A 15,156-nucleotide genomic window follows, 5' to 3' on the forward strand; every position below is an offset into this window, starting at 1 on the left:
CTTCTGTCCGTGTTCACCTTGGCGTGAAATGCTGGCCACCTGGGTGTGTGTCCAGATTTTTCACCCGAACCGGAGGAGCAGCGCGTGGCCGACAGGCATCTGGAGATCGAGCAGAAGTACGACGCCTCCGCCGGGTTCGTCCTGCCCGATCTGGACGGAATCCCGGGCGTGGCGTCGGTGGGCGAGCCCGAGGTCCAGGACCTGCACGCCACCTACTTCGACACCCCGGACCTGCGCCTCGCGGCCAACCGGATCACGCTGCGCCGGCGGCGGGGCGGGCCGGACGCGGGCTGGCACCTGAAGATGCCCGCCGGGCCGGACGAGAAGCAGGAGTTCAGGGCGCCGCTCGGGCGGCCCCTGCTCGTCCCGGCGCGCCTGTCCGGGCTGGTCGCCGCGTACACGCGCGGGGCCGAACTGCGTCCCGTCGCCACCCTGGAGACCCGGCGGACGGTGGTGCGCCTGCTCGGCCCGGACGGCGAGGCCCTCGCGGAGGTCGCCGACGACCTGGTGACCGGGCACGGGCAGGACTCCGATCCCGAGCGGTGGCGGGAGATCGAGGTCGAGCTCGCCGCCGGCCCGCCGGAGCTGCTGAAGGCCGCGGGCAAGCGGCTGCGGAAGGCCGGCGCGAAGAAGGCCAAGTCGGCGTCCAAGCTGGCGCGGCTCCTCGGGGACGCCGTCGCGCCCTCCGAGGCCGCCCGGCAGCGGGCCGAGGCCCGGTCGCGGATCACGGAGGCCACCAGCAACGGGAAGGCGCCGGCGATCACCACCGGCGAGGTCGTGCTGGCCTACCTGGCCGAGCAGGTCGAGGCGATCCTGCGGTTCGACCCCGGGGCGCGGCTGGGCGAGGACGACGCCGTCCACCGGATGCGGGTGGCGACCCGCAGGACCCGCAGCGCGCTGCGCGGTTACCGGACCGTCCTGGACGCGGAGCGGACCGCGCCGCTCGCCGCCGAGCTGCGCTGGCTGGCGCAGACCCTGGGCGAGGTGCGCGACCTGGAGGTGCTCCGGATGCGGTTCGCGGGGGCGCCGCGCGTCCTGCTGGACGATCTGGAGCGGCACGAGCGGGCCGCGTACCGGCACCTGAACTCGGCCCTTAAGGGGGCGCGGTACTTCACGCTGCTCGACGACCTGGACCGGCTGGTCGCCGACCCGCCCCTCGCGGCCGCGGCCGGCAAGAAGGCCCGCAAGGAGCTCCCCGCGCTCGTCACCCGCGCCTGGGACCGGATGGCCGGGGCCTACGCGTCGATCAAGACCTCCGGCGACCCCGACCTCGCGCGCCACGAGACGCGCAAGGCGGCCAAGCGCGCCCGGTACGCGGCCGAGCTGGCCGTCCCGGTGCTGGGGGCGGGGGCCAAGCGGGTGGTCAAGGACGCCAAGCGCATCCAGGAGGTCCTCGGCGCCCACCAGGACGCCGTGATCGCGATGGAGTACCTCGAACGGGCCGCCGCCCGCGCCCGGACGACGGCCGACGCCTTCGCGCTCGGCGTGCTCTACGGCAAGGAGCGGGCGGAGTCGGAGAAGGCGCGCGATCTCCTGGCGACCACCTGGTCCCGCACCCTCGGCCCATCGTTCTAGGCCGCCGGCGCGTCAGTCCACGAGGAGGCCGGCGCTGAGGTTGGCGATCGCTCCGGTCAGCGTCCGGGCGCGGTCGGAGGCCGCGAACGCGGCGTACTCGGCCACGTCCTCGGGCGTCGGCAGGCGCCCGAGGAGCGTCCCCTGAGCGGCGCCCGCCAGCCACTCGTCCGTGGTCGCGCCCGCGCGGCCGGCCATCTCCGCGAACGCCTCGGTCACATGGGAGGCGCCCACCGACGCGGGGATCGCGTGCGGCCGGAGGCAGACCACGCGCACCCCGTCGGGGCCGAGCTCGCCCGCCAGGATGCGGGAGAAGGCCTCGACGGCGGCCGAGGAGACGCCGTTGCCGAGGAAGCCCCGTCCCGTCAGCCGGGCGCCGGGGGTGGACAGCGTGAGGACGACGCCCGAACCGTGCTCCGCCAGGTGGGGAGCGGCCGCCTTCGCGGTGACGAAGAGCGCGCGCAGGTATCCGTCGATCGGAGCCATGAACTGGTCGAGGCCGAGCTCCGCGAGCGGCGGCCCCTGCACGTGGGGGACGCCGACGGCGTTGACCAGGATGTCCAGGCGTCCGGCCCGTTCGACCACCTGGTCCAGGTGGCGGCGCACGCCGTCCTCGTCCGCGGCGTCGACCAGGGCCGCCTCCGCCTGGCCGCCATCGCCGGTGATGCTCTGCACCACGCGGTCCAGTGGCGCGCGGGTGCGTCCGACGACGTGCACCTGGGCGCCTTCACGCGCGAAGGTGCGTGCGATCGCGCCTCCGACGATGCCCCCGCCGCCGTAGACGACGGCGACTTTCTTCTCCAGAGTCGTCACAGTTCAGTCCTCGTTTCGGGTGTGGGTTCGGCTGAGCCCGCGCAGGCAGTCCGACCAGCCGGCGTGGTGCGAGGTCCGGGCTTCCTCGTCCGGAAGCCCGACCTGGTGGACCTCCACGACCGTCGCGCCGGGGGACGGCCGGAAGGTCACCGTCACCACCGAGTCCCGGAACCGCGTCGCGGGAGAGGACCAGGTGAACACCAGCCGCCGGGGCCGGTCGATCTCGCGGTAGGTGCCGGAGTGCAGGATGGACGACTCGTCGTCGACCATGACGATGCGGAACGTCCCGCCCTCGCGCGGATCCGTCTCGGCCCGGGTCTCCCTGATGCCGGACGGCCTGAGCCACGATCCGAGGCTCCGCGCGTCCAGCCAGGCGTCGAAGAGCTCCTCGGCAGAGGCGGCGATCTCCCGCCGGACGGTCACCGAGTACTCACCGGTCACGATGCCCCCTCCACGTCGTCCCGGTCGGTGTCAGCACGGTCGGTGTCGGCACGGTCGGTGGCGGCGGAGCCGGTCACGAAGGCGTCGAGCGCGGCGAGCCGCTCGCTCCAGAAGCGGCGGTAGTGCTCGATCCAGGCGGCCGCCTCGGCGAGCGGCGCCGCGTCCAGGGTCAGGATGTGCTCGCGGCCTCGCACGGTCCGCCGCACCAGCCCCGCGCCCTCCAGCACCCGGATGTGCTTGGACGTCGAGTTGAGGGAGATCGGAAAGGCCCCGGCGACGTCGGTCACCCGGGCGTCGGACTCGGCGAGCCGGGCCAGGATGGCGCGGCGGGTGGGGTCGGAGACCGCCGAGAAGACGGAATCGAGCAGGTCGCCCTGATATTCACCCATAGGGATGAATATAGAGGTCAGCCAGGGAAGACCGCAACAGCAGGTCCGCCGGGGCCGTACCGGCTACGGCCGTGCCGCCTCCGGGCCGTGGCGTTCCAGGGCGGCCATCGAGCCGTCGGCCAGGTGCGCCGTCCAGAACCCGCCCTTGGGCAGGTCCGTGTCGTCCGGCACCTTCTCCCCCAGCTTGCGGCAGAGCCCGGTGACGAGCTCGGAGACGATCTCGCCGTGCGTGCTCACGACCACCGGGGTGCCCGCCATGGAGAGCAGCCGCTCCACGGCCTGGTCGGGGTTCGTCTCGCCGACCGTGAACGCCGCATCAGTCTCGACGGGCACGCGGACCCGCCGCGCATAGGGCAGGACGGTCTCCAGGCAGCGCGCGGTCGCCGAGCTGACGATCCGCATGGGCCCGTAGGAGTGCAGCAGGTCCGCGAGCTCGGCCGCCTCGGCGCGGCCGGTGCCGTCCAGCGGGCGCAGTTCGTCGGCCTCCCGCCACGCGCTCTTCTCCCCCGCGCACCCGTGCCGCAGGATCACCAGCGGCGCGGAGTGGAGCGGCCCTTGGAGGAACGCGCGGAGCAGGTCGGCGTCGTGCCGGTAGCTGAGCCGCGCCTCGGCCTCCTCCGCGGGCAGCCAGACCAGCTCGTCCACCTCCTCGTTGGGGGCGAACGCGCTTCCGCCGGCCGGGCGGGCGGCCCAGTAGTCGACCAGCTTGGTCCGCTCACCGAGCGGATAGGAGACGGTCGGCAGCCGCCGCCCGAGGCGGGGGACGACGCCCGTCTCCTCCTCGACCTCGCGGACGGCGGCGCGCAGCACGTGCTCGCCCGGGTCGACCTTGCCCTTGGGGAACGACCAGTCGTCGTGGCGGGGGCGGTGGATCAGCGCGAACTCGGGGCCGTCGCGCCACAGCAGCGTTCCGGCGGCCCGGACGACGTCAGGCATCGATCGTCCTCCACCGGCGGCTCTTCACCAGGTGGGTCTGGATGTCCAGCAGGGTCTCGCCGGGGAGGGACCGGCTGCGCGTCCAGGTCCCCTCGCCGTCGAGCGTCCACGCGTGGGTGCCCTCGTCCATGGCCCGGTCCATCAGGGCGAGCAGGTCGTCGCGCTGGGCCCGGTCGGTGACGGTGACCAGGGCCTCGACGCGGCGGTCCAGGTTGCGGTGCATCAGGTCGGCGCTGCCGATCCACACCTCGGGCTCGCCGCCGTTCTCGAACGCGAACACGCGGGAGTGCTCCAGGAAGCGGCCGAGGACGCTGCGCACCCGGATCATGTCCGACAGGCCGGGCACGCCGGGACGCAGCGCGCAGATGCCGCGGACCCAGACGTCCACCGGCACCCCGGCCCGCGACGCCCGGTAGAGCGCGTCGATGACCACCTCGTCCACGACGGAGTTGCACTTGATCCGGACGCGGGCCGGATGCCCGGCCCGGTGGTTGTCGATCTCGTGCTCGATCCGCTGGACGAGCCCGGAGCGCAGGCTGTTCGGCGCGACGAGCAGCCGGTGGTAGGAGCTCTGCCGCGAGTAGCCGGTGAGGTGGTTGAACAGGGCGCTGACGTCCTCGCCGACCTCGGGGTCGGCGGTGAGCAGCCCGAAGTCCTCGTAGAGGCGCGCCGTCTTCGGATGGTAGTTGCCGGTGCCGATGTGGCAGTAGCGGCGCAGCTGGCCCTCGGACTCCTGCCGGACGATCAGCGCGAGCTTGCAGTGCGTCTTCAGCCCGACGAACCCGTAGACGACGTGGCAGCCGGCGGTCTCCAGCTTGCGCGCCCAGGCGATGTTGGCGCGCTCGTCGAACCGGGCCTTCAGCTCGACGACCACCACGACCTGCTTGCCGGCCTCGGCGGCGCTCATCAGGGCGTCCACGATCGGGGAGTCGCCGCTCGTCCGGTACAGCGTCTGCTTGATCGCCAGGACGTGCGGGTCGGTCGCGGCGTCCTCGATCAGCCGCTGGACGGTCGTGGTGAACGAGTCGTAGGGGTGGTGGACGAGCACGTCCCGCTCACGGATGGCGCTGAAGATGCTGGCGTCCTCCGGCAGCGCCTCCTTCGAGGGGACGAAAGGGGGGTACTTCAGCTCCGGCCGGTCGAGGTCGGCAATGGCGGCGAGGCCGCCGAGGTCGAGCGGCCCGACGACGCGGTAGATCTGGCCCTCCTCCACCCCCAGCTCGGAGGTGAGCAGGTCCAGCACGCCCTCGGAGATCGACTCCTCGACCTCCAGCCGGACGACGGGGCCGAACCGGCGGCGCAGCAGCTCGCGTTCGAGGGCCTGGAGCAGCCCCTCGCTGATGTCCTCGTCGATCTCCAGGTCCTGGTTGCGGGTGACGCGGAACGCGTGGTGCTCGACGACCTCCATCCCGATGAACAGCTGCCCGAGGTGCGCGGCGATGACGTCCTCCAGCGGCGTGAACCGGTCGGGGGACGCCTCGATGAAGCGCGGCAGCAGCGGCGGCACCTTCACCCGGGCGAACATCGTGGCGTCGGTCTCCGGGTCGCGGACGATCACCGCGAGGTTCAGCGACAGGCCCGAGATATAGGGGAACGGGTGCGCGGAGTCGACGACGAGCGGGGTGAGCACGGGGTAGATCCGGTCGCGGAACAGCCGCCGCAGCCGCTCCTGCTCGGTCTCGGCCAGCTCGTCCCAGCGCAGGATGTCGATGCCCTCCTCCCCGAGCGCGGGCAGGATCTCCTTGCGGAAGCAGGACGCGTGCCGCTGCATCAGCTCGTGCGCGACCACGCCGGTGCGCGCCAGCACCTCGCGGGGCTGGCGGCCGCTCGCGGACTGGACGGCCAGGCCGGTCGCCATCCGGCGGGCGAGGCCGGCGACGCGGACCATGAAGAACTCGTCGAGGTTGCTGGAGAAGATCGACAGGAAGCGGACGCGCTCGAGCAGCGGCAGGTCCGGGTCCTCGGCGAGCTCCAGGACGCGCTGGTTGAATCTCAGCCAGCTCTCCTCCCGATCGAGGAAGCGGTCCTCGGGCAGCGCCTCGGCCTGTGGGGGGACGTGTCCTGGATTGACGGTCATACTGAAATTTTCCCTGATTTAGGTTAACTAAAGTCGAACTCGCGGGTTCCACCGATGTATCTGATACGTCGATCATTCCCGCGGTTCCCCCAGATCACTCCGCTCCCGGCCGCCCGCCTCGGGCTCTGTGGAGAGGTCGCAACGACCTGGCTGCCAGGAGACCTTCACCACACGGCCCCGCGTGGGTAGAACGAAGACCGTGACCACTCACGACCCTTCGCCGCCCACGGTGTTCTGGCCGCGCTGCACCGCCGTCGACGGCTGCACCGGGCGGGCCGCAGGCGGCCTGGGCGGCTGCCCCGCCCACCTGAGCCCCCGCGACTTCGAGCGGTTCGCGGGGTCGCTGCGCCCCGGCGCCGACCTCGACCTGCGCGGCGTCACCGTCCCCATGCGGCTGCTGGACGCGGTCCTCGGCGCGGTCACCGGGCCCGACGGACGGCCCCACCTCGGCCGGACGCGGTTCGACGGGGCGGTGCTGCCGGCGGACGCGGCGCTGCGCGGCTTCTGCGTCGAGGGCGACAGCTCGTTCGACGGCGCGCGCTTCCTCGGCGGGGTGTCGTTCTACGACGCGCGGTTCTTCGGCAACGCCTCGTTCCGGGGGGCGCGCTTCGCCCGCAACGCGTCCTTCCACGAGGCCCGGTTCCACCGGCACGCCTCGTTCGAGGAGGCCGTGTTCACCGGCGACGCCGTCTTCGGCGAGACGCGCTGGCACGCCGACGCGGCGTTCCGCGGCGCCGTGTTCATGGGCGCGGCCTGCTTCGACCGCGCGCGGTTCGGGCGCGACGCGGCGATGCAGGGGGCGTGCTTCCGCGGCGACGTGTCGTTCAAGCGCGTCCAGGTGACGCGGCACGCCCGGTTCGAGCGGGCGCGGTTCCGGCGCGGCGCCTGGCTCGGGCCGCTGGCGGCGGGCGGCCGGATCGCGCTGTCGGACGCGACCGTCCACGGCGGGCTGCGGGTGCACGCGTCGGCGCGGCAGGTCGTCGCCCGCGGCGCGGTCGTCCACGGCGAGGCCGACTTCCGGCTCCGGCTCGCCGAACTCGACCTGGAGGACGCGGTGTTCGAGGGCCCGGCCGCCGTCCGGTCGCTGGCCCACCCGATCCAGGGGCTGGCCGAGCCGGCCGCCGCGTCCGGCCCGTCCCCCGTCCGGCTCGTCTCGCTGCGCCGGGCCGACGCGACCCGGCTGCTGCTCGCCGACGTCGACCTAAGCGACTGCGGCTTCCTCGGGCTGCGGCGGCCGGACGCGCTGCGGATCACCGGCGACTGCGCCTTCGCGACCGCGCCGCGCCGGCGCCCGCTGCGGCCGTGGCGCCGCCGGGGCCGCGCCGTCCTCGCCGAGGGCCTCGCCGACGACACCGCCCGCGACGACCGGCTGCGCACGCTGTACCAGGCGCTGGCCCGCGCCACGGCCGACTCGGACCGCGACCGCGTCGCCCGCGACTTCCGCTACGGCGCGCTCGAACTGCGCAGGCGCGGCGAGCGCGACCCGTGGCGCCGCGCCGGCCTGCACCTTCTGTGGATCACCTGCGGATACGGGCTGCGGGCGGGACGCGCCGTGGCCTGGCTCGCCGTCATCATCGCGCTGCTGTGCTGCGGCGCGTCACTGGTCCGCCACGACGACCGCCCGCGCCACGACAACCGCATGGGCGGCGTCCGCGCGGCGCACATGAGCGCCCGCAACACATAAGCACCCGGCGGGCCCGCTAAAGGCGGGGGTTGTTTTGTCAGACCCACGCGTAATGATTCGTGTTATGAGCAGAGACACCCATCCGGGGGTGCAGTGCCCGCACTGCCAATCGCATCTCGCGCTCGTCCCCGCGACTGGTGACCCCGTGTCCGGAAACTCCGCCACCGCGCCCATCCCCGTCCTGCCGATCGTCGCGAAGGAGGAATGGCAGCCTCCGCCCGTCGCCGAGGTGCTCGCCGTTTACGCCGGGCGCGCCAAGGACACCGTCACCGCGGCACGCGGCGCCGCCAAGGTCCGCGAAAGCCTGAACCGCGCCAAGGCCGCCGCCGCGCAGCGCAGGGCCGCGCAGAAAACCGCGCGCCGCACCCCCAGAAGCGCTTGATCACAACCCGGCCACTAACGCCGGAGAAGGGACGGCGCCGCGCCGGCACCGCCCCTTCCGTCAAGGACGTCAGCGCGGTTTGGAATCCGTCCATTCGGCGCCGACCAGTGCGGTGGAGTCCATCGTCCGCCCGGCCGGGACGCGTGCCCCCGCCGCCGGTGCCACCATCACATTCATGCCGGCCAGCGCGGCACCCGACGCCAGATCAATGATCATTTCGTTCCGGATCACGCCCTGCGGCGTCTTCTCGTCCAGCGCGATGGCGTTTCCCTTCCGGCCCTGCGGATCGGTGACCTTCCCGAGCGACCGCACCGCCGGCAGCCCGGCCAGCATCCGGAACGCGGCCGCCCGCACCCCCGGCTTCACCGGCATCTCCATCACCAGCCCGCGCGCCACGGTGTAGAGCCACCGGTCCGAGGACATCGACCGGTTCGACTCGGTGTCATGGCCCGTGTACCAGCGCAGCAGCGTGGCCTTGAGCCTCTTCGGATCGGACGGCAGCGCCCGCAGGTCCTTCATGCTCACGTTGCGGCCGAGCCAGAACACCTTGTCCCCGTCGACCAGCGCTGAGCCGCTGAAACTGCGCGGACCGGGCGTGGTCTTCGCCGTGAACCCCTTCAGGCGGCCCTTGGCCCCCGGCGCGACGGGCACCTCGATCTCGAACGTTCCGGGCGACCCGGCACGCCGCCACGCATCCTCGTCCGCCTTCGTGGCGGGCCTGGCCCCCAGTTCCTGCTGCGCGGCCCACGCCTTTCCGCCGGGCCTGCCCGGCGTCCAGGTCTCCGCCTTGCTCCTGACCGTGACGGCGTAGCGGTTGTCGCTCTTCCCAACCGTGTACGTGGCGGACGAGACCGTCACCTGGTGCCAGAAGGCCCCCGTCGTCTCGGTCTGCCCGTCCGCCTTCTCGGCCGCCGCGAGCAGGACGGTCTTCGCGTCGAGCACCCGTTCGCCGCCGCTTCCGCCTGTCCTGTCCGGCTCCATCCGGTCCCCGCCGGGAGCGACGAGGACCGCCGCCGCGGCGATCGCCCCCGCGGTGGCCGCCGCGGCCAGCCCGAGCCCCCAGACCGGCCGCACCCGCCGCCGCGCACGCACAGCGCCCCCGGCCTCCGAACGCGGCGCCGCCATGGCCCGTGCCAACTCGGCCCGCCGCACGCCCTCGTCCACCGGCGCACTCGGGTCCATCTCCTCAGGCCTGGCATCCCGCAGCACCCGCATCACATCCCTCATGCCGTCTCCTTCTTGATCAGCCCGACGTGCGGACGCGGTCCGTTCCCCCCTGCGCCGCCCCTTCCGGGCTCTGCTTCAGCCCGGCCGCGGGGGTGCGGCGGCTCCGGCCGGGGGCGTGCCGTCCGGGCATCCGACTGCTCGCCCTCGGCCGCGCGGACCAGGCGGCGGCGCGCGCGGTGCAGGCGCACCCGCAGCGCGGCCGGCGAGCAGCCGACGACCGCGGCGGCCTCGCGCGGCGTCAGGCCCTGCCAGGCGATGAGGATCAGGATCTCCCGGTCCCCCTCGGGCAGCGCCGCCATGGCGCGCAGCACCGCGAGCCGCTCGGCCACGTCCTCGGCGACGTCGCCCTTCTGGCGCGGCGCCCACCGCCTGAGCTCGGCCGCGAACGACTCGCGCCGCACCTGCGCGCGGTGCCCGTCGCGCAGCACGTTCCGCGCGACGCCGAGCAGCCACGGCAGCGGCGGTTCGGGGACGTCGGCGAGGCGCCGCCACGCCACGGCGAAGGTCTCGCTCACCACCTCGTCCGCGACCTGTCCCCCGGCGCGGGCGGCGGCGTAGGCCCACACGCGCTGGCGGCACTCGTCGTAGATCGCGGTGAAGCGCTGTTCATCGGGGGCCTCGTCTGCCACCGCGTGCTCCTCCGTCCGTTCAGGTCATGTCACGGGGTAGTGGCGCGGGGGACGGCATCGTTACCCGGCGGCGAGCAGATTCGCGCGATCCGGCGGCCCTTTCGTACCTCGGCGTGCCCTCCCGGGGCCCGATGCCTCTAACATTTGCTCGATGGCAAGGGCCTCCCACCTGACATCGACCCGGCCACGCCGGACAGAAGGAGCTGAGACATGGCCGCGATGCCCAGTCGCGGTGCGGAGCGGCTTCTCGGTGTCGCCGGTTCCCCGCACCTCCTTCTCGTCGAGGACGATCCCGGCGACGCGTTCCTGTTCGAGGAGCTGCTGACCGAGGCGCAGCCCGGCCTGCGGATCACCGTCGCGGCCACGCTCGCCGAGGCCCTCGCCGCGCTGCGGCCCGACATCCAGTGCGTCATCGTCGACCTGTCCCTCCCGGACGCGCGGGGCCTCGACGCCCTCCACCAGGTGCGCGAGCACGCACCGGCCACCGCCGTCCTCGTGCTGACCGGGCTCGCCGACGCGCACGTCGGCGTGGCTGCCGTCGCCGCCGGCGCCCAGGACTACCTCGTCAAGCAGGACGTGGACGGCGCGCTGCTCACCCGGGCGATCAGCTACGCGATCGAGCGCAAGCGCGCCGACGAGTCCGAGCGGCAGCTCGTCGAGGCGCGGGCGCTCAGCCGCGAGAACGCCCGGCTGGAGCGCGGCCTGCTGCCCGTGCCGATCCTGCACGACACGACGCTGCGGCACCACACCCGCTACCGGCCGGGACGCGACCGCGCCCTGCTCGGCGGCGACTTCCACGACACCGTGGAGACCGCCGACGGCGCCGTGCACGCCGTGATCGGCGACGTGAGCGGGCACGGCGCGGACGAGGCGTCCCTCGGCGTCCGGCTCCGCATGGCCTGGCGCACGCTCGTCCTCGCCGGGCACACCGGCTCGCGGCTCCTCGACACGCTCGACGCCGTGCTCCAGCACGAGCGGTGGAGCGACGAGATCTTCACGACCGTCTGCATGCTGACGATCGCGCCCGACCGGCGTGCCGCCCGGGTGTACCGGGCCGGGCATCCGTGCCCGGTGTTCTTCTCCCCGGGCGGCGTGGAGGCCATCCCCGACGAGCCCCGGGGGCCGGCGCTCGGGCTGCTGCCCGGTGCCCGGTGGCCGGCCGTCGACCTGGAGCTCGGCGACGAGTGGGGCCTGCTGCTCTACACCGACGGGCTCATCGAGGGGCACGCGGGCGACGACGGCGGGCACCTCGACCTGAGCGGCCTGCTGCAGCTCGCCAAGGCGGCGCACGAGGAAGGGAGGCGCGGCGACGTGCTCGTCGACGGACTCATAGCGGAGGCCGAACGGTTGAACGGGGACGTCCTGGCCGACGACCTCGCCCTGCTGCTGCTGAGCCGCGGGGACGACCGGTGACCGCCACGACGTCCGCCGAGAGCGGCGAGGAGCCGCGGCCCTCCGGACCGGGCGCCGTCCTGCCCGGCGCGGAGGTCTCCGAGGCGCGCGGCATGGGCCGGGTCCGGCTCGTCCAGATCTACTGGATCGGCTCCGTCGTCCTCGGCGCCCTCCTGTTGGCCGTGTTCGTGCAGGCGGGGGCCGCGCTGTACGGGAACGAGCGGGCCCGCGACGTCCTGATCGAGCGCGTCGACCCCGCGACGCTGGAGCAGTTCCGGCTGTCGACGGCCGTCACGAGCCAGGACATGGCCATCCGCGCGTACGCCGAGGAGGGCGGGCGCGAGCACGTCGAGCAGTACCGGGCGGCCGTGCGCCAGGAGGCGGCGTCCGCCGCGCGCATGCGCCGCCTCATCGCCGGGGTGTCCGGCCACGAGGATGTCGACCGGCTCCTCGACAAGGCCACCGCCGACTCGCGCGCCTGGCGGGCCGGGTTCGCCGACCGGATCGCCGACCGGCCCGGCGGGCAGGGCGTCGACCGCGCCGAGAGCCGGCTGGCGAGCCGCCTGCTGGTGCAGGCGCGCGGCGACATGACGCCGCTGCAGACCGGCCTCACCCGGATGCACGACCGGGCCGCCGCGGACCTGAACTCCCGCGCGCGGACCGCCCAGTGGTCCACGTTCGCCGCGCTCGCCATGGTCGTGGTGGCGGCGGTGCTGCTCGCCGCGGTGTTCCGCCGGACCGTGCTGACGCCGGTGTCGACGCTCACCGGACGCGTCCGCGCCGTCTCCCAGGGCGACTTCGGGCACCGCCTCGACGTCCCCGGCCCGGCGGAGATCAACGAGCTGGCGGCGATCATCGACGCGATGCGCGCCCGGATCATCGACGAGTGGCGCAGCAGCGAGGACAAGACCCGCCTGCTCGACGAGCAGACGGAGGAGCTGCGCCGATCCAACGCCGAGCTGGAGCAGTTCGCCTACGTCGCCAGCCACGACCTCCAGGAGCCGCTCCGCAAGGTCGCCAGCTTCTGCCAGCTGATCGAGCGCCGCTACGGCGACCAGCTCGACGAGCGCGGGAAGCAGTACATCGAGTTCGCGGTGGACGGCGCCAAGCGCATGCAGGCCCTGATCAACGACCTGCTCAGCTTCTCCCGCGTCGGGCGGACGGCGCGCCCCGAGGACTCCGTCGACCTCGACGACGTCGTCCGGCAGGCGCTCGACAACCTCTCCACGCTGCGCGAGGAGACCGGCGCCGAGGTGGACGTGCCGGAGCTGCCCGACGTCCCCGGCGACCGCACCCAGCTGGTCCAGCTGTTCCAGAACCTCGTCGGCAACGCGATCAAGTTCCGCCGGGAGGGCGTCCCGCCCCGCGTCGCCATCGACGTCCGCCGCGCCGGGGACGAGTGGGAGTTCGGCTGCACCGACAACGGCATCGGCATCGAGCCCCAGTACGCGGACCGGATCTTCCTCATCTTCCAGCGGCTGCACGCGCGCGAGGAGTACTCCGGCACGGGCATCGGCCTGGCGCTGTGCAAGAAGATCGTCGAGTACCACGGCGGGCGGATCTGGCTCGACACCGACGAGCACGGCGACGCCCCGGGGACGACGTTCCGCTGGACGCTGCCCGCCCAGCCCTCGACCGGCGACGCGGATCCGGATGAGTGAGGGCGCGCCCGGCCCCGCCTGACAGGTCGAGCGCCTCGGCCGTCCGCCGGGTGGAGGGGCCTCAAGCCTTCCGGGCGGCGACCTCCGGCGTCGGCCCGGTCCAGTCGACGCACACGATCACGGCGTCGTCCGCGGGCGCGGCGCCCTCGTGGAAGCCGACATAGTGCCGGACCATGGTGCGGACGGCCTCCGGCGGCTCCTGCAAGCGGGTGGCGCGCATCGCCTGGAGCAGCCCGGCCTCCGCGTAGAGGGCCCCGGCGGGCGAGCGGGCGCCGTGGACGCCGTCGCTGACGATGACCAGCCGGTCGCCCGGCTCGACGGCGAACTCCTGGGGCACGTAGCGGGTGTCGCCGAACATCCCGAGCGGCATCTGCGCCTCGAACCCGAGCCGCTCCGCGGCGCCGTCCCGCATCCGGTGGATCATCGGCGAACCGGCGTCAATGGCCCGGACCCGCCCGTCGGCGAGCGCGAACTCCAGCAGCAGCGCGTCCACGAGCCGCTCGCCCCGGTGCCGGCCGAACACCGCCTCGTCGGCGAGCTCGGCCTGCTCGACGATGTCGCCGCCGGAGCGGCGGGCGTTGCGCAGCGCGCTGATCGCGAGATGGGTGAGCTCCGCGGACTCCGTGCCCGACCCCATCCCGTTGCTGACGGTCAGCGTGAACCGCCCGACGGACGTGGCCCAGTCGAACGAGTCGCCCCACACCGCGTACGCGGGCTCCAGCTGCCCCGCGAAGCAGAGCTCGGACGACTGGTAGGCGGGCGCGGGCAGCAGGTCCCACTGCATCTCGGCGGCCAGCGTCAGCCGCGTCCGCCGCCGCATGCGCCGGTACATGTCGGTGGCCTGGTCGGCGATCTTGAGAGCGCGGGCGAGCACGCCGGCGAAGTCGTCCAGCCAGGGCGGCCCGCCGTCCGGGAGCCGCACAGACAGGACCCCGATCCGCTCCCCCTTCACGGTCAGCGGCAGGTGGGCGAGCCCGCCGCCGTCCTCTCGGACGGTCCGCTGCGACGCGAACGCCCGCCCCGGGGGCGTGTTGTCGACCGGGACGTCGTCGCCGGTGGACAGCGTCCTGACGAGGAACGTCTGGCGGTAGTCGATCACCAGGACCTCGGCGTCGACGACGCCGGCGTGCCGGTCGAGCGACTCGGCCGCGACGGAGATCACCTCGTTCGGAGGGGCCGCCCAGATCGCCTTCCTGGCCGCCTCGAACGGCTGGTCCTCAACGGGTGCACCGTGCATCTCGATCCTCGCCTCGTCGCCGCACGGCCCCGGCGGCCGGCGGACCCGCAGGTCCCGGGATGCCGTGGGCGACGTCATATGTAACAGTGGAGGGCATGGTGGCCACGTCGGGTGAGGGCGCCGCGGAGACCGCGGCCGCGCTCGACGATGCGGCGTCCACCCTCGTGGACGTGTGGTCGCGCGCCCACAATGCCCCGGATGTCCCTATTCCGTCCACGCAACTGCGTGCGCTGTTCGTCCTGGAGCGGGGCCCGGTCAACATCAGCAGGCTCGCGGGCGAGCTCGGCGCGCTGGTGTCGTCGGCGAGCCGGCTGTGCGACCGGCTGGAGGCCGCCGGGCTGCTGTCCCGCGACCCGGGCCGCGACCGGCGCCAGGTCAGCGTACGGCTGAGCTCCGACGGGCAGGCGCTCCTCGACCGGCTCCGGCTCCGGCGGCGCGAGGACCTCACCCGCGTGCTGGCCGAGATGCCCGCGCCCGCGCAGGCCGCGCTGCTGTGGGGCCTCGCCGAGTTCCGCGAGGCCGCCACCCGGCCGGACGACGACGGCGGCTCCCTCTCCATGCTCGCCTGACCCGTCCATGAAATCCGTTTTTCGTGAAAAGCCGTGACCCTCCGCAAAACGCCTTCCAAATAGAACGTTATCTACATTTACAATGGCGGCCTCTGGAACGTTTTCGCCATTCCCCGTACGGCCGTCACCACCACTACTAACATCCCG

At 73.5% G+C, this 15,156-nt stretch carries 14 protein-coding genes; 6 read left to right on the forward strand and 8 right to left on the reverse strand.

Annotated elements, in window-relative coordinates:
* Nucleotides 1-84: 84 nt before the first annotated feature.
* On the forward strand, nucleotides 85-1,575 hold the full coding sequence (locus tag K4S16_RS19445; protein WP_149260400.1) for a CYTH and CHAD domain-containing protein: 1,491 nt from the start codon (nucleotides 85-87) through the stop codon (nucleotides 1,573-1,575).
* A 12-nt stretch (nucleotides 1,576-1,587) separates the two neighbouring features.
* On the opposite strand, the gene K4S16_RS19450 is transcribed toward K4S16_RS19445, so the two are convergent.
* The 5 genes from K4S16_RS19450 to K4S16_RS19470 form a co-directional block, all read right to left on the reverse strand.
* Nucleotides 1,588-2,385, reverse strand: coding sequence for an SDR family NAD(P)-dependent oxidoreductase (locus tag K4S16_RS19450; RefSeq protein ID WP_149260401.1), 798 nt, complete (start codon nucleotides 2,383-2,385; stop codon nucleotides 1,588-1,590).
* A gap of 3 nt (nucleotides 2,386-2,388) precedes the next feature.
* Complete coding sequence (locus K4S16_RS19455) at nucleotides 2,389-2,826, reverse strand: SRPBCC domain-containing protein (RefSeq protein WP_160160961.1); 438 nt, start codon at nucleotides 2,824-2,826, stop codon at nucleotides 2,389-2,391.
* The gene (locus tag K4S16_RS19460; protein WP_149260403.1) at nucleotides 2,823-3,215 is read right to left on the reverse strand and encodes a helix-turn-helix transcriptional regulator; all 393 of its coding nucleotides are present in this window, start codon (nucleotides 3,213-3,215) and stop codon (nucleotides 2,823-2,825) included. Before K4S16_RS19460 ends, K4S16_RS19455 begins: the two co-directional genes overlap by 4 nt.
* Nucleotides 3,216-3,278: 63 nt before the next feature.
* Nucleotides 3,279-4,151, reverse strand: a complete 873-nt coding sequence (locus tag K4S16_RS19465; RefSeq protein ID WP_149260404.1) for an NUDIX hydrolase — start codon at nucleotides 4,149-4,151, stop codon at nucleotides 3,279-3,281.
* Complete coding sequence (locus K4S16_RS19470) at nucleotides 4,144-6,228, reverse strand: RNA degradosome polyphosphate kinase (protein ID WP_149260405.1); 2,085 nt, start codon at nucleotides 6,226-6,228, stop codon at nucleotides 4,144-4,146. The genes K4S16_RS19465 and K4S16_RS19470 overlap by 8 nt, the downstream gene beginning before the upstream one ends.
* Before the next feature lie 199 nt (nucleotides 6,229-6,427).
* Here K4S16_RS19470 and K4S16_RS19475 point away from each other — a divergent pair, with 199 nt between their 5' ends.
* Both K4S16_RS19475 and K4S16_RS19480 read left to right on the forward strand, forming a co-directional pair.
* Nucleotides 6,428-7,912 (forward strand): pentapeptide repeat-containing protein, encoded by a 1,485-nt coding sequence (locus K4S16_RS19475; RefSeq protein WP_149260406.1) that lies wholly within the window; start codon nucleotides 6,428-6,430, stop codon nucleotides 7,910-7,912.
* A gap of 145 nt (nucleotides 7,913-8,057) precedes the next feature.
* Nucleotides 8,058-8,294: a hypothetical protein gene (locus K4S16_RS19480; RefSeq protein ID WP_149260407.1), complete on the forward strand. Its 237-nt coding sequence runs from the start codon at nucleotides 8,058-8,060 to the stop codon at nucleotides 8,292-8,294.
* A 69-nt stretch (nucleotides 8,295-8,363) separates the two neighbouring features.
* Here the strand turns inward: K4S16_RS19480 and K4S16_RS19485 are convergent, their stop codons facing one another.
* Together K4S16_RS19485 and K4S16_RS19490 are read right to left on the reverse strand one after the other, a co-directional pair.
* Nucleotides 8,364-9,521: a CU044_5270 family protein gene (locus tag K4S16_RS19485; RefSeq protein WP_149260408.1), complete on the reverse strand. Its 1,158-nt coding sequence runs from the start codon at nucleotides 9,519-9,521 to the stop codon at nucleotides 8,364-8,366.
* A complete protein-coding gene (locus tag K4S16_RS19490; RefSeq protein ID WP_235036920.1) occupies nucleotides 9,518-10,150 on the reverse strand; it encodes an RNA polymerase sigma factor in 633 nt (210 codons plus the stop codon). Before K4S16_RS19490 ends, K4S16_RS19485 begins: the two co-directional genes overlap by 4 nt.
* 210 nt (nucleotides 10,151-10,360) lie before the next feature.
* Between K4S16_RS19490 and K4S16_RS19495 the strand changes: the two genes are divergently transcribed.
* Nucleotides 10,361-11,563 carry a PP2C family protein-serine/threonine phosphatase gene (locus K4S16_RS19495; protein ID WP_235036921.1) on the forward strand — a complete coding sequence of 401 codons (1,203 nt, stop codon included), beginning with the start codon at nucleotides 10,361-10,363 and terminating at the stop codon, nucleotides 11,561-11,563.
* A complete protein-coding gene (locus tag K4S16_RS19500) occupies nucleotides 11,560-13,203 on the forward strand; it encodes an ATP-binding protein (protein WP_235036922.1) in 1,644 nt (547 codons plus the stop codon). Before K4S16_RS19495 ends, K4S16_RS19500 begins: the two co-directional genes overlap by 4 nt.
* 61 nt (nucleotides 13,204-13,264) lie before the next feature.
* Here K4S16_RS19500 and K4S16_RS19505 read toward each other — a convergent pair whose 3' ends face one another.
* Entirely contained in the window at nucleotides 13,265-14,440 is a 1,176-nt protein-coding gene (locus K4S16_RS19505; RefSeq protein ID WP_149260409.1) for a PP2C family protein-serine/threonine phosphatase, read from the reverse strand.
* Nucleotides 14,441-14,535: 95 nt separating this feature from the next.
* Here K4S16_RS19505 and K4S16_RS19510 point away from each other — a divergent pair, with 95 nt between their 5' ends.
* Nucleotides 14,536-15,009: a MarR family winged helix-turn-helix transcriptional regulator gene (locus K4S16_RS19510; protein ID WP_149260410.1), complete on the forward strand. Its 474-nt coding sequence runs from the start codon at nucleotides 14,536-14,538 to the stop codon at nucleotides 15,007-15,009.
* The last annotated feature ends 147 nt before the right edge of the window (nucleotides 15,010-15,156 follow it).

It is taken from the genome of Actinomadura sp. K4S16 (assembly GCF_008327685.1).
GTDB lineage: Bacteria > Actinomycetota > Actinomycetes > Streptosporangiales > Streptosporangiaceae > Spirillospora.